At 47.7% G+C, this 14712-nt stretch carries 10 protein-coding genes; 1 reads left to right on the top strand and 9 read right to left on the bottom strand.

What is annotated here, in order from left to right; genetic code table 11:
- Positions 1-19: 19 nt before the first annotated feature.
- From GGC63_RS22300 to GGC63_RS22290, 3 genes are all read right to left on the bottom strand, one after another.
- Complete coding sequence (locus tag GGC63_RS22300; RefSeq protein ID WP_225948417.1) at positions 20-601, bottom strand: hypothetical protein; 582 nt, start codon at positions 599-601, stop codon at positions 20-22.
- 230 nt (positions 602-831) lie between these two features.
- Entirely contained in the window at positions 832-1602 is a 771-nt protein-coding gene (locus GGC63_RS22295; RefSeq protein ID WP_192704195.1) for an AAC(3) family N-acetyltransferase, read from the bottom strand.
- Positions 1603-1796: 194 nt separating this feature from the next.
- Positions 1797-2864 carry an FUSC family protein gene (locus GGC63_RS22290; protein WP_079909475.1) on the bottom strand — a complete coding sequence of 356 codons (1068 nt, stop codon included), beginning with the start codon at positions 2862-2864 and terminating at the stop codon, positions 1797-1799.
- A gap of 195 nt (positions 2865-3059) precedes the next feature.
- On the opposite strand from GGC63_RS22290, the gene GGC63_RS22285 reads away from it, so the two are divergent.
- Positions 3060-4082, top strand: coding sequence for a HoxN/HupN/NixA family nickel/cobalt transporter (locus GGC63_RS22285; protein ID WP_192704194.1), 1023 nt, complete (start codon positions 3060-3062; stop codon positions 4080-4082).
- Between the two features lie 144 nt (positions 4083-4226).
- Here the strand turns inward: GGC63_RS22285 and GGC63_RS22280 are convergent, their stop codons facing one another.
- From GGC63_RS22280 to GGC63_RS22255, 6 genes are all read right to left on the bottom strand, one after another.
- Positions 4227-4934 (bottom strand): YoaK family protein, encoded by a 708-nt coding sequence (locus tag GGC63_RS22280; RefSeq protein ID WP_192704193.1) that lies wholly within the window; start codon positions 4932-4934, stop codon positions 4227-4229.
- A 189-nt stretch (positions 4935-5123) separates the two neighbouring features.
- Positions 5124-7466: a PHP domain-containing protein gene (locus tag GGC63_RS22275; protein WP_192704192.1), complete on the bottom strand. Its 2343-nt coding sequence runs from the start codon at positions 7464-7466 to the stop codon at positions 5124-5126.
- A gap of 82 nt (positions 7467-7548) precedes the next feature.
- Positions 7549-8235 (bottom strand): ImmA/IrrE family metallo-endopeptidase, encoded by a 687-nt coding sequence (locus GGC63_RS22270; RefSeq protein ID WP_192704191.1) that lies wholly within the window; start codon positions 8233-8235, stop codon positions 7549-7551.
- Positions 8236-8240: 5 nt separating this feature from the next.
- A complete protein-coding gene (locus GGC63_RS22265; RefSeq protein ID WP_192704190.1) occupies positions 8241-8579 on the bottom strand; it encodes a helix-turn-helix domain-containing protein in 339 nt (112 codons plus the stop codon).
- A 132-nt stretch (positions 8580-8711) separates the two neighbouring features.
- Positions 8712-13184, bottom strand: a complete 4473-nt coding sequence (locus tag GGC63_RS22260; protein WP_192704189.1) for a DEAD/DEAH box helicase — start codon at positions 13182-13184, stop codon at positions 8712-8714.
- Between the two features lie 120 nt (positions 13185-13304).
- Complete coding sequence (locus tag GGC63_RS22255) at positions 13305-14444, bottom strand: phosphotransferase (protein WP_192704188.1); 1140 nt, start codon at positions 14442-14444, stop codon at positions 13305-13307.
- Positions 14445-14712 lie beyond the last annotated feature (268 nt).

Here is a 14712-nt window from a genome sequence, read left to right as displayed (position 1 = left end):
CCCTCGTATTCCAATTGGTTTACCAATAGCAATTCTCCGCAACCAGCACTTCGTTCAGAAACTGCCCGGTTAAAGAAGCTTTGACTTTTGCCACTTCCTCAGGAGTGCCGCTCGCAACCACGGTTCCGCCGTTCTTCCCGCCTTCGGGTCCCATATCGATAATGTGATCGGCCACCTTGATCATATCAAGATGATGCTCGATGACGATAACGCTATGTCCCGCGTCGACCAGCTGTTGAACGCAATCAATCAGCTTTTGAATATCCTGAAGATGCAAGCCTGTTGTGGGCTCATCCAGAATATATAAATTATGAGCTCCCCGCTTCAGCTTACTAAGCTCGGTAGCAAGCTTGATTCTTTGCGCCTCCCCGCCGGACAAAGTCGTGGCGGATTGCCCCACTCTTAAATAACCGAGCCCAAGCTGATTCAGCACATTCAGCTTATGCAGGATATAAGTCTGGTCGGAGAAAAAGTCCACCGCTTCTTCAATACTCATTTCGAGCACTTCAGCAATGTTTTTGTTCTTGATTCGAACATCCAGCACTTCATCATTAAAGCGGGCGCCTTTGCATACAGGGCAGACCGATTCGACATCTGGCATAAATTGCAGCGGAGTCGTTACAATTCCTTCCCCTTGGCAGTGCTCGCATCGGCCGCCATTTTTTTGGTTAAAACTGAAATCGTTCTTGCCAAGCTCCTTACCGGCTACGGAGGCTGCCTCCGCATATCTTTCGGCCCCTTTTCAGCAAGAATACTCATTTTATTAGAGTAAGTACAACGATCTCATCCTGTTCGAAGAAAGCATTCACCCATACAGAATGTCAATAAGATTTAGAAATAAGTTCCACTCAGCGGTTCGTTATCCGAGAATAACTCCGGGTTAATCTTCAACATATGAGACAGGATCTCATTCAGCTTGACCGTGTCACAAATACGAACATCCGCATCGCCAAGCTTGCCCATTCTTACAGCACCATGCTCCAGCAGCACATCTTCTACTTTCCAGAAATGCATCGACCAGGATAAGCCGCAGTGCCTTCTGGATGGTACGCGGATTTCAGTGCCGTCACCCAGCACAGTAAATAGCTCTTCATGCCCGTCGGTTAAGCGTCCAGGAATGTCCATCCATTCCTCAATCCCATGAATGAATGTATTTCTGCGTAAATCTACCCCTACAAGGATAATGGTTGCTTCACGATCGAGCAGCTTTCCCCATGCCGATTCCCGATGACACGGGGTATCGAAGCGCTCATCCCCCCGCACAAATTCCTCTGCATCCCTGCCGAGAGCGGCTACGGAATGGGTCGGATGGTAAGAACGGAGCACACCCGGGCGCTTGCGGAACAGCTCAGGCAGGATCCCGACGCAAGACGGTGATGACTCCAGGTAAAACCTCGGATTGCTTGCAATGATATACGACCATGTATGCGTCGGCAGCACAAGCAGGCCATCCTTCATGTATTCCGACAAAGCATCAAGTACCGTATCGGCCCCCTGTTCAACTGCTCCAATACTTTTCATCGATGAATGCATCAGGGTTGTTCCTTTAGGATCAATGCCCATCCTTTCAAGATCGTACATTAAACTGGCTTTCGTATGCACTGCATATAGTCCCCTTTCATTGATTCAAGTTATCTAAGTCATCACACGCATATTCTTAATAGTTTACTACATTCGATAGTCGATTAACAAAGCGAGCGTTCGCGACACTTGCGGTCTGCTCACTCTATCATGGGTAAACGCCCCACATGGTAAAAAAAGCCAACAGCTTCCACTGTTAGCTTCTGTCATTAGGTTCATTTTCTTTTGAAGCTTTTTAGCAAAAGGTCCATCGGCTCTTTCATATCGGAATCACCGCGATGGTAATGCTCCAGCAGCTTATCCAGACGAGCGACTTGATGGCCATAATCATACATGGCTGCAGCCACGACCGAAAGCCGTAGTATTCCCGAAGGCTGGTCTTGATAACGTTCAATAAGCGTAGACATAAACTGTTCGTTATCCGCCTCAATATCCAGGCCTTCCGAGCTGTCCGCTTTAAGCTTGTTATCAAACTTGAGCAGCACATGCTCGTGGTACTTGATCAATTTCTCCAAATGTCCATCAAAGAAGGCATCGGTCTGCGGACCCCGGTTCGCCTGAAAAAAATGTTCGTCTACCGTGTCCAGAACCTCAAGTCCCTTGGACAGCGTTCGAAGCATTTGCTTGTATATGACCAGATGGCGAATCATGCTGAATTTGCCGCGCTTAAGCTTCTTGACTTCCTCTTCCATAAGCTTATATTTGCCGGCCAAAAGCTGCAGGGAGTTTGACAGCTCCCCCTTCTCTTCCCGGAACACCGTTTCTTTGATTTCGTCGGAAATGACCGTACGAAGAAGAAGTGACATTTTGCTAAATACAGTATGAATTTGCGCTTCGAACTGGTCCTTCGGCTTGGGCGGGAAGAATAAAACATTGATCAAGAAGGCGCTCCCTATGCCGATGAGGCTTAATAAGAAGCGGTTCACTGCAAATTCCCATTCCCCTGAAGCTTCCATCACGGCCACTACCGTTACTAATGTAAGACCGATTGTTTCTTCCAACCCCATCCTCAAACAGATCACGATGACAAGAATACAGACAATCCCGATCGAGATCACATTATTGGAAAAAAACGTTCCTGCAAGCAACGCCAGTGCGGCTCCAAGCACATTGGTTTGAAGCTGCTCCAAAAAATATCGCCACGATCGGTAGATCGAAGGCTGCATTGCAAAAATAGCTGCGACTGCCGCAATAACGGGAGGAGTAAAGTTTAACAAAGCACTAAGATATAATGCCAAGGTCACTGCAATTCCTGTCTTCCACACGCGTGCTCCGAAAACCACATAGCCTCTCCTTCCTTATCATGTTATCCATCTTATCTTACACGGCCCAAGCCCAGGATGCAAAGGCTTCCTATTAAATATTTTAGAAAAAAAACTCTTCACATCAACGTATTTTGTGTTACTATTTGTACGTTGAGTAGCACGGGTTGGTTGAATAAGAGGTAAACAAGGCATGGAGCAGGAGGAAAAATGCGGATGTTACGGAAGATTTGGGAGAGCAAGGCCTCATGGGGAGGGTATTATCTTGTCATTTTGGCGCTGCATGTTATAGGTATTGCAGGTCTTATGACAGCCGCCCGCAGCGATGCTGCGTTTTGGAGTCTTGGGCTATTGGCTTATGCTTTTGGGTTGAGGCACGCGTTTGATGTAGACCATATTGCGGCTATCGATAATACAGTTCGTAAGCTGATTCAGCAAAAGCGTAATCCTCTTGGGGTAGGCTTTTACTTTTCACTAGGGCACTCCTCTGTTGTATTTCTCATGGTGTTAATCATTGCTTTATCCATGAAGTGGGCTCAGGACGCGATGCCTCAAATGCAGGAGATCGGCGGGCTTATAGGAACTACCGTTTCGGGAGCGTTTCTTGTTATCATCGGTTTGATTAATCTCATGATCTTGTTGAATTTGCTTCGAGTGTTCCGAACCCTAAGGCAAGGACGATTTTTGGAAGAACAGCTCGAGGCTCTTCTTGACTCCAGAGGCTTTTTCTCCCGATTATTAAAACCGATGTTCCGGTTCATTAGCCGGAGCTGGCATGTGTATCCTTTAGGCTTTCTGTTTGGTCTTGGCTTTGACACAGCAACAGAAATCGGTTTATTGGCTATCTCGGCCGGTGCGGCCAAAACATCAGTACCCGTATTCGGGATCATTGCTCTTCCCCTGTTATTTGCAGCCGGCATGAGCTTAATGGATACGGCCGATGGAATGTTCATGACCAAGGCCTATCGCTGGGCTTTTACAACACCTGTTCGAAAGCTGTATTACAACGTAACGGTAACGACAGTCTCTGTCATTGCCGCGCTAATTATTGGAATGGTCGAATTAATACAAGTATTAACCGATAAATTCAACCTGCAAGGCCCGTTCTTTGCATGGATTGGTGATTTGGATTTTGGAGATCTGGGTTATCTGCTAGTAGGTTTATTTATACTGGCATGGCTGATATCCGTAACCGTATGGAAGGTCATGAAAGTAGAGCACCGGTATAAGGCTGTATAAGACAAGAAGGACGGCATCGTTCGGTTACCCGAGTGATATCGTCCTTTTTTTCGACATTTACTTGATAAGCATACGGAAGAGCCGTAGTTCCCACCGATGGGATTTGGTATTTTTTACCCAGTATGTACGTTCCCCGATGCACTGCTACTTGTAAACTGCGGGTTCATTCCGAAACTGAATTCTTACCGTTACAATAATAGCGGCAAGAACGGCTACGGGTACCCATATGATAGCAAGCGGATGTGAAGTTTCGGCAATAGTCCCGATAATAGCACCAAGACAATAAATTACAATAGCTAGCAGCCGCAGCAAGGATTCCTGACTGAACGTCATCTTCGTGTCCCTGCCGAACAATAAGCGCAGCTGTTGAATCCCGTCCTCGATTACATTCGCCAAATTATTTGTAAGTACCGTTGTCGATATCCCGGCAATGCCGAGTCGCCTTGCGGCCGTGGTTTGCATTCCCATAGCCACGCTTAGAAGAATAATCAGGAAATAAACGCCAGAATCCGTTTCTCTAATCCAACCGGAAGTTATGGCAAATGCCACAAGGATCATCCATTCGATGCTAAGTGCGGTTGTGACAGCCCTTGGCCATAGCGAGGGGGTCTTATCTTTGTTTACAATAAGTGCGGCTAAAGCCGTGCCTGCAATAAAGCCTACTAATGCAATAACGGACCGAAGAACGGCAAGACCTTCCACACGGCCAATGGATAACCCCATCAAAACTATATTGCCCGTCATATTGGCTGTAAAAACATGGCCTAAGCCCAAATAACCCACGACATCAACAATCCCGGCTGTCATACAAAGCAGTAGAATGATGATATGGCGATACGTGGAAGTGGACATTCCCATACAGCTCCTTTCTAGCGAGAGGTTCATTGGTTTCATTAAAGCATAACACAATATTCCTCATACTGTAAAAAAGGCTGTTCATGTCCTAACATACTGCACAAGTTCATTTAGAAGGAAATTTAATGGAAAAAGCAGCTTATTCGTAAAATCGAGATGAACCGCTCCTGCATGTTCAAAACTTATTCAAAACTGGTCTGATACTGGAATAGAAATCCGGTGTTGATTATTCTCGACTGTGTAACCGCCTGTATCAGGGTCTTTCCCAAACCACATTCCTCTGGCATGCATTTCTGCTGCAACCAGGAATATAGATTCCTTAATAGCCTCCAGATCAGACAAACGCTGCTTTTCCAACTGCTGAAGCTTCATCTCTATTACTTCCAATCCTCCCATACAGAGCTCGAAATCGAAGTAATGTTCATTCATAGTAAAATAAACAGCATAAAATTCCAAAGGATGATTCAGTTTGTAATAGGCATAGCGTATAGCAGCCCTCACATAAATAGCAGCTTGAGCCTTTGGGAACAAATACTTGATTTTCTTGCATGCATCAAAGAACCATACGGGAATAGGATATTGTGCTAATCCTTCAAGCTCATTCTCTGGAATTCCTTGCCCTCTGCGAACATGCTCAGAAATTCGATATGCCAGATCTTTGGTAATCCCCCATTCGATCAGCTTGGACATAACGTCTTCTCTGAACGCAAGGACCGACTGAAGCTTCAGGTCGCTTGATCTTAGCAATTCTTGAGCATTCCCCTCCCAAACCCCATTTCCATGCGAAAGGCCGCAAATTTGTAATAGGTCATTGTACGTAGTCGGTTGAAGCTCCCCCAGCATGGCCCTAACAAAATCCACTTGCATCTCCGGGATGCCATAGACGGCGGCTCCAGCTTGTCTTTGATGCAAACGGGTGCCCAGCGTCTCGGAAGAACGAAATAAGCTCAGTACGTTCTCATCATTCATCGGAATCATCGCCGGATCTACGCCGGTTAGCTTGCTCATTAATGTGAAGAATCCTGCATTACGATGCTCCAGAAGATCCAGCTTAAACAGCACCGGTTCCAACTCCCTGTAATCAAAATAACTCGTTTTCCTCATCTGACCCTGACACTCATCTATAATAACCGGAGTTAAATCCTCTGTTTTCCTATTGGCAGGGAGAATAAAGATGCCATGATAGTTAAGAGTACCCGCATAAAGAATTCGTTCGTTCCCAAACTGTTCTTCCAATAACCGAAGAATTCGGGCCTGACTTGTTCGAGGGATATACAAATCCATATTGGGAGGACGATCATACGACAATCCCATAAACATCTCACAAGGGATAGCATGGCCGTCCCCAACCATAGTTTCCCCGCAACGGGGGCAAACCTTATCCGGCAAATCCGCGCCATTGCCCGAAGCATCGTGTACCCACTCATTATGCCTGCATGCATTGCAACGATAATGCGGCAATAAGGGATTTATTTCCGTTAATCCGAGACAATAGGCAACCAGGGAGGATCCTGCGGAGCCCCGCGCTGTGACGGTGTCACCCCATGACTTCACATGCTTCGCTATGTCGCCGGTAATCAAATAAGCGGATGCATAACCGTTGTCGATAATCCCGCCTAGTTCAAGCTCTAAGCGGCTTAAGACCGGGTCCGGCAAGCTGCTCCCATACATCCTTGCAGCAGAGGAATAACATAAGGAACGAAGCTGGGCTTCTTCTCCCTCCAATGTGGGATAAAGCCGGTGTCTGGGGATTATCTCAACCGCTTCGAATTGAGCAGCCAACTGGCAGGTGTTGGTGACGACAAGCTCAAATGCTTTCTCTGGACCAAGATGCTGAAACTTGTCCAGCATGACTTCAGTAGAGTCGTATTGCTCTCCGTTTCCTACTGCAATGACCCACTTGTTAAGGCGTTCCCCGGCTTCGAGTAACCTCCTTTGTGCCTGTTCAATCTGATCAAATGAATAGGTAACACCGTCAATTATGAAATGGTTATCATCAGCTATGGGGTGAAGCTGAATAATGTCGTAAAATCCGGCAACATCCTCGACTTCCTCCTTCGCTTTGGTCAAAGCCGCCTTCATAAGTTCATTATCCAGTCCTGTATTGGCGATAAGCAGTCCTTCACGACTCCTGGTTAAACAATCTTTTCTAATTGGCGAAGAGAGTTGACCGTCAAGAGACGATATAAGCTCAAACAAATGCCTTTTCCCCGTCTTATTTAACACATAGAAGATGCAGGATGTTTCTTGGGTCTCATTCCATATCGTCAATTCAAGCCCATACAATAATTGAAGCGGTTCTTGCCGGGCTATTTTCTCCGCTGCAATGAAGGAGTGTACCTCCCCTCGACCGACAATGCCTATACGCTTTGTTCCCTGATCAGTAGCTTGCTTAATGCAGCTATCGAAATGCATCCCGCGCTCTTCACAATGATCCGCACCATATAAACGGAATTCGACTCGAGTGGCTTGTCCATACCCTGAAGCCGCCATGGCTTTATTGTTTCCCTGATTTGTGGAATTGTTCACAGCTATTCCTCCTATTAATCGTCCTTTATGTAAAACAAGCAATTTGAGTTGATATTCAACTCAACATTTAGACGTAACGAAATTAGAACTCTATCGAAAGCTGTACATGCTCCGTTCTGTCTTGCGCGCCCCAGAAGTATATGCGTCCATTGGAATCGATATGCAATAGTTGTGCTTGCGTTAAACGAACCGTCAGAGCGGATATGGATACGCGAAGCCCTTCTGCCAAACGATACAGATGCGACAACTGAATGAGTCCAATCCTTCTTAATTGCGTAATTGCACGCTCCAAAATAGGCCGAGGCATCAATAAGCATCCCGCGAACAAATCGGCTTGCACTTCCACCATAGGCTTCTGAGCGAAACTGCGGCAATAAAATGGGGCTGCGGTATGGGCAACGGACAACTCCACCCTAGCCTTGGACAAACGAGTCCAATAAGGAGTTCCCTGAGCATGAAGCACCCAATGGCCTAGTTCATGAGCAAGTGTAAAATGATAGGTTCCTATTTTCTCCTCGAATAAATCGCGATGCGTCTCATTTAGCACAATCTGCTTTTCTGTTGGAAATATCGCCGCCATGACCATTCCCTGCTGATCAAGGTGATCAATCGGTTCCCAGCCGATGTTTAAATCAAAATGAAACTCTATAATTTCCTCAATCGGTACAGGCCGAATCATTTTATCATAAGGATCAAATCCATAATCCATTAAGATCCGCTCCGTTAATTCTTCCATCTGCTCTAGAGAAATATATCGGGCTGCCTGCAACGCTCCTACCCCCTTTCGTTTTCGCCGATGATATCTTTAATTTGCTTCCATTGTGCGGGCGAAAGCTCAGATGCTTTTCTTAAAAATACGGGTACATCCTTATTTTGCGTTATTACCTTCTGAAAGCTGCTGGGTACCTTGTTGGCGGCTAAAATAAGCTCGTCCGCCTCAACATGGAGAATATGCGCCATCTTAATAATCTTGTCTTCAGCCGGAGGGTCCATCGTGCCGCTCTCAATCTTGCTGATGTAAGTAAAATCGATCCCGACCCACTCGGCCAGCTCTCTCTGTGTTATTCTGTTTTGCTTTCTGAGCTGTCTCAAACGTTCGCCAAATTCACTCATGATGTCCTGACCCCTTTTTTATTACCAGTATTACCCATGTTGAGTAGTTTGTCAACAAAAATCGTTAACTTCTCTGTTTGTCTTATATGACAGAAGAATTGGAGCACCTGCACGGAGCAGATGCTCTTGGAGTTACCTTAATGAGCTGGGCCAAATGACAAGAGACTCCCGGTCCCTTTCCGCGCCAAGCTTGTACAGCACATCGGCCAGTTCCGTTTGAAGCACGGGGTGCCCGTTCCACTTTTCTATGGAAAGCTTGCGTACTGCCGAGGATTTCAAATAACCTTCGAGAGTGGAACGGATTATACCTGGAAGTTCGTTGTCCGGAATATCTTCCATAGCACATATTCGCTTTCCATGATTCTCTGACCAGAGCAGCCAGCGACCTTGATGGATGACGAGGTCGTTCCCTTTTTTGCGTGAGAAGCTTATGCCTTCCTTATCAGGCCAATCAACGATGATTCCGAAGGGGTTGGCAGGGTCGATAGATGGAAGCACGATGGGGCTTGAATCCCCGCTCCATTCTTTTCTTTGCAGATTCTCCACCTGGTCCTTGGAGGCAAATTGTAATGTCGGGATCTCTTTCACCCACAATCCCCGTGTCAGCATCCCCCAGGTTTCGAGCTGCTTCAAGGCAGAGTAAATCTCTCCCCATTCCCAAGGCAGATGCAAATCCGCAATAGGCTTGGTAAGCAGCCCGTAGCTTTGCAGCAGATGCTGTATCCATGCCAGAAGCCCCTTCTGCTTGTCGCAGCCGCTATCGTCCTTTAAAGAGCTAACAGGGTACCAGCGTCCGAGCCCTGATTGGAAACCCTTCCCTCTCACTGCCTTGCTGGCCGTTCCGCCATTCAATCTCAAGGGAGCAAACTGATCATTAGAGACCAGACCTTTCCAGGATAAAGCTAACAGATCAGCGGTCAGCTCCGAAGGGATACGGCCGGTTTCACGGCTTAAAGCGCTTAAGAAGCTGGCTCCCTTACGTTCAAGAAGCTGAAGCAGCTCATCACTATTGCGAGATTCTTCAGAGGTTTGAGCTACTGCTTCCAATTCATCCTGTTTGCCTAACTGCTGCTCATTATGCGCGATTAGCGGGCAGTAAAGCTCCTTGGACTCGGCCAGGAAGAAGGCTACGCGGCCTTCCTTCTCCCCTTCCTGCTTTCGGGCCAGCCATACAATTTCTCCTGCCGCACACAATCGGTCCAGCATGTCTTTCTTATAATCGTGTACCCGCAAAGGAAAAATCGAGGCTTCCCACTGCGATAAGGGAAAATAAAAGCCCTGAAGCTTCCCAATCACTTGCAGAAGGCCGTTCTCACCCTGCAAGCGGGTATGCGGTAAAAGATTCTGGAAGGACATCATCTTCAAACAATAGCTTATCGGATCTATGGAGCCGGCTCTCTTTTGCAAAGCCAATGCTTGATTCCGATGATGGCGCGCATCTGCCTGAAGGTTCAACCAGACCTTCCCTGTAGCTTCATATGATTCGGACAGAGGCTCGATACGCTTCTCATCTTCCAAGGCTCGAATGATTTCCTCCAGCCGATTGTCATCCAGATCGTATCGCTGCCGTATTTCCTGCTCAGTGATCGTTTCGCGCCGGTTGATGAATCGAACGACAACAAATCTGTCGGCAAGCGGATCTATCCCCAGCCTGGAGTAGGTATCCGCCTCATCCGCACAAATCCAATAGGTTACGGAAGAACTGCCAAGCCGTACCGGCACTATTTTGTTATTCAACTCCAGCTGCTTAACCAGTTCCTCCCATGGAGGACCCAACCGGTTGCTGAGCTCTTCTTCCGACATATCTCCGGTGCGTTTGAACTCCCTTAGCAGTTCGTCCGGTTCGAGAAGCTTCGTTTCGTCAACAGGGCGTTGCTCCTCCTGAACGCTCTCGGCCACCGGCTCTATCCCGAATCCTTCATAAGAATTGGATGCATTGGGAAACCACTGCCCTGCAAGCGAACGATCCAAGCCGATCAATCTGGATTGGAGATCCCTGCTTAGCGTATCGGATTCATACATCTGAGTTTGAATGACGTCTGCCAGGAACAATGCGGCAAACGGGGACGGAAATGCCGCTTGCCTCTCGATCACTTCCATTTGGCCGGATTCTATCTGCTCCAACACTTCACGAACATGGTTAACATCCAGATCTTCATGCAAGCAGATCCGTAGTGCTTCACGGATAAATGGAAATGTCTCCGCGTAGGGCAGCGATTCCCTAAGAAGCTCTTCACTTCGCAACCTCTTCTGCCATGACGGCATCCGGTTAAAGCTTCGGGATAAGAGCAAGGAGGTCTCGGCTAATCTGCGGAAGGCGATTCCGAACTGCGGCGACGACGGAATAGCCTGCTGCAGCAGAGCTTCGAGCCGATCTGAGGTGACTTCGCGAAGCAATGGCAGCAATCGAAGCGCCTCTCCGCTTCCTCCATCCGATATTACAAATTCAATCCCGTTATCTTTGGCGTTCGCATAAATGCGATATGGAATATGCTGTTCCGCATGAGCCTGGATAGCCAATTGCCAGGTCCGGTTAAATTTCCTGCCAAACCAGCTATGGATAATGAGCCGATGCTGTTTGTATTCATCCTGGAACTGCTCGATAACGATGCGGCGATGTGTGGGAAGCACCGAGACGGCCTTCTGGGAATGAAGCAGCTGCAGCAGCTCGTCCGCAGACGTATCGTCCAAGTAGTAATCCTTCATCAGCCATTCCAAAGTTACATGCTTGTTGTGTTCATCCAATCGCTTGTCAAGCTGCTCAAGGAAATGCCCGATTTCCGCTGAAAATGAAGCCGATCTTCCTTGCCCTTCGCCGCGCCAAAACGGAATTTCGCTGTGCTTATTGCCTGACTCTTCCACAACATACACCCTATCGTTCCGTATAGACTGGATTCTCCAGGAGTCTGTTCCTAATTGAAATACGTCACCGACGCGGCTTTCAAAAATATATTGTTCATCCAACTCTCCCAGATGAATATGACTTTGGGCGTGATAGACAGGATAATCGCTTCCTTGGGGAATCGTCCCCGCGCCCATAATTGCAGACACAGCGGTAGAGCTGCGTCTTGTCAATAGATCCGTTGACCGGTCCCAGTCAATTAGTGGTCGGACAAACGGATAGTACCCGGATAAGACTTCGAGAATCTCCCTCAGGCGTTTCATCGGGAACCCGTGATAGCCATAGCTGCGATTAAAAAGCAAATGTAGTCTGCCAACATTCCAGTCATCCGCCGCAACCATGGCCGCCATTTGCTGGCATAAGACGTCAAGAGAGTAACGGGGAATCTGAATATTTTCTATGTTCCGATTTACAATGTTTTGGGCAAGGACGGCGCACTCGGGCAGCTGCCCTCTGCTCCTCGCTATAATAATTCCGCAGCTTCGGTCGCCGACGGAATGTCCCGCGCGGCCAACGCGTTGAATTCCTGCTGCGGCGCTTTTGGGAGAATCGATCTGCAGCACCAGATCAATATGCCCTACGTCGATTCCCAATTCCAAGGAAGAGGTAGCCACCAGGCATTGGAGCTCCCCCTCCTTAAGCGCCCTCTCGACTTCAAGCCTTTGCTCTCTCGAGATACTGCCGTGATGGGAACGGGCCATTTCATAGCCCATATGATCGTTTAATCGCAAGGTAAGCCGTTCACACAATCTTCGATTATTAACAAAGATTAGAGTGGATCGGCTGCCTTCGATAAGCTTGACGATGTGTTCAATCAATGGCTTCCAGATTGTTTCCTGCTTATCATGTATAATGGTTGCCCTATGAGGAAGCGTAACTCTCAGCTGAAACACTTTGTCCATCCGGCTTTCGATGATCTCCACCGGCCGGGGACTAAAGGACACTTCATCCTTTTCACCAGAACTTCCAGCTTCTATCGTTCGTGTATTCCTTGTTCCTTCACGCTGCTTGGCCCCAGTCTGTTCCGCTTCCCAGCCTCCTAGAAATCTGGCCACAAGCTCAATCGGCTTCTGTGTTGCCGAAACGCCGATCCTCTGGGGGGACGAGCCTACCCACTCGGTCAATCTTTCCAGCGTAACCGATAGATGCAGTCCTCTCCTGTCGCCGGCCAAATCATGAATCTCATCGACAATGCACCATCGGACATGCTTCAGCATGTTCCTTGCCTTGGAAGAAGTTAGCAGCAGGTAGAGCGATTCCGGAGTCGTTACCAGTACATCCGGCGGGTTGCGGAGCATCGCTGCCCGTGAGCTCTGTGTCGTATCTCCTGTACGCACTGCCACGGACAACCCTTTCCAGCTCTCACCCTGTTCTTCCGCCAGACTTTTAAGCTGGGCGATATATCCGATTACATGATGATGAATATCGTTATTTAGTGCCTTGAGCGGCGTAATATAGAGCAGCTTCACATAGCGGGACTCAGAGGCGGCCGGGTCCTCCTCCTTGTCTTGAATAATACGGCTTAGACACGGAAGCAGCGCGGCCAAAGTTTTGCCGGAGCCTGTCGGTGCTGCTATCAAAGTATGGATCCCCGATTGGATCGCCTTCCATGAACGGCTTTGAACATCCGTCGGACGGCCATATTGCGTCTTGAACCATTGAGTGATTAACGGATGAAAGCCTGCCGCTTCCAGTTCACGCATCTCTGTCACCTACTTTTGCATTCTCTATCGGTACCAACCCATTATACCAAATATAGGAATGCTCTCCTAACGTCTATCCTTTGAATCCGCTTCCAGCATCACAGGCATATCGCTTAAAGGCTAGATAATTTGATTCAAGCTTCTCCTGAGGGCCCATGCCTCTTCTGCCATATCTAGCATAAGCTGGAGCACCGTCAGCAAATGATCGCGTTTGGTTACGCTGTAACCCGGCTTTTCAACGGCTCGGAGCAGCTTATCCATCAGCATGACGAATCGTAATGATGCGGATACGGCAAAACCGTATTTAATACAGGCAGCATCTCCGTCCCAGCCGGCTTCTTTTAAGCCAGCCATGTAATGCTCTACTAAAGCATTTTTCATATTTTTAATATCATACCTGGCCGGGTCTGCAGGCTTCCTTAACATAAGGCCAAACATGCGTCCCAGCTCTTCTCCGACACCCGATAGGCTCGCGAATTGCCAATCAATCACAACTATCCTGTTCTGCCCGTTGGAATGCTCGATGTAGACGTTACCGCTATGGATATCCTGATGAGCAAATACCCTAGGAAGACCGCTCAGTGACTCCAGTAATGGCCTTATTCTTGAACTGGCGGTTACGAACCGTTCCCAACTCACATGAGGGTTGACTTCTTCCAATCGATGCTTATACCAAATGGCTTCCTGTTCTCCTCTGCCCAACGAATAGTCCTCAATGGTTTGTACCCAAGAGTCCATCCAGCTCCGACACAGAAAAGAACCTGTCGGGAGGGAATTGCATGTTACATATGCCCCGTTGAATTTTCCAATCTCATAGGCTATGCGCAGCTGGTCTTCCTCCGCCCATTCTTGATCCAATCGCTTCTCATCCATATCCTCCAGCCAAATCCATATACTGCCGTCGTGACGTTCTTCAATCAGGTAACACAAAGGTGCACGAACTGAAAGAGGCAAATGCCCCAAGATGCCGGATTGGTACACTAGTGCTTCACGCTTCCAATAATAATAATGCTCTTCAACTGCCCTGTTGGAATCTGGTCTCAGAATTTTTAAAATTACCGTACACCGTGAGCTGGCGCTGCCAGACATAAAGGAGCAATGAATACGATGCACTTCACTCTCCGGCTTTATCTTGCCAATCGGTCGGATGTTCCAGGATATAATATGGTTGGAATCCATAGGAAACTTCTTGTTTAACACGCTCTGGAGCGTAGTAGAATCGATAGGAACCGTTGCTTGCTTTCCAGTTAGGACAGTCATGGAACCCCCACTTTCCTTGATTAACTCAAGTTGGATCAATCAGCAATCCAAACAGGTAATTCCCATGATATGGATAATCCCGCCGCCAATCAAACTCCAAATTAGCCGATTTTCAAGAAGCTGTATAGAAATATGTTCGCTTTGCTAAGCTGGCCACCGGCGTTTTCTGAAAACATATGTTCCCATTTTCTCGTTTTTCCTCATGAATTCACCGTTTCAAAAAAGAAAAAAGGATACCGGAATAATCCCGTATCCTAAGACTGTTGAA

It is taken from the genome of Paenibacillus sp. OAS669 (assembly GCF_014873645.1).
GTDB lineage: Bacteria > Bacillota > Bacilli > Paenibacillales > NBRC-103111 > Paenibacillus_S > Paenibacillus_S vulneris.
This window is presented reverse-complemented; position numbering and strand designations above follow the sequence as displayed.